The organism is Brevibacterium renqingii, assembly GCF_017808105.1.
Classification (GTDB): domain Bacteria; phylum Actinomycetota; class Actinomycetes; order Actinomycetales; family Brevibacteriaceae; genus Brevibacterium; species Brevibacterium renqingii.
In genome coordinates, this window is sequence record NZ_JADBHF010000035.1 from 1 (window position 1) to 584 (window position 584).

The window sequence follows — 584 nt, forward strand, 5'->3', positions numbered from 1 at the left end:
ACCGAGGTGAGTTGGATGCTGTGTGGGTTAGCGACATTACGTATCTGCGCACGTGGGAAGGGTTCGTGTATTTGTGCGTCATCCGCGATGGGTGCTCACGCCGAGTGCTTGGTTGGGCGATGGATGCCAGGCAAGATTCTGACCTCGTGGAACGAGCGTTGAGGATGGCTCATACGCTACGAGAAATGGTTCCAGATGACGTCATTTTTCATGCCGACAAAGGAGCGCAGTACACGTCAGCGCAGTTGCATCAGGCGTCTATCGAGCTGCGGCTCAAGCAGTCGGTAGGCCGGACTGGAGTGTGTTGGGATAACGCGATGTCGGAGTCGTTCTGGTCATCACTGAAGACTGAGTTCTTCGAGCGGCGAGTCTGGCAGACCCGGGCTGAGGCGATGCGGGAGGTCGCTCGGTGGATCGAGGTGGTCTATAACCGGCGGCGGTTGCACTCGGCGTTGGGGATGGTCCCGCCGGTGGAGTTTGAGGAGAAGTTCCGGGCCGAGCACAGTGCCGGCCGGGTTCAGGAGGAAGCGTCTACGCAGGCTGCGTGACGTGGTTCACGTGTCCACGACTTGCGGGGAAGCTCA

The 584-nt window shown here is 59.6% G+C and carries 1 protein-coding gene; it reads left to right on the forward strand.

The window, feature by feature from the left end:
* Positions 1–548: IS3 family transposase (locus IHE57_RS16180; protein WP_209374695.1), on the forward strand; the 548-nt coding region annotated here is incomplete at its 5' end.
* Positions 549–584 lie beyond the last annotated feature (36 nt).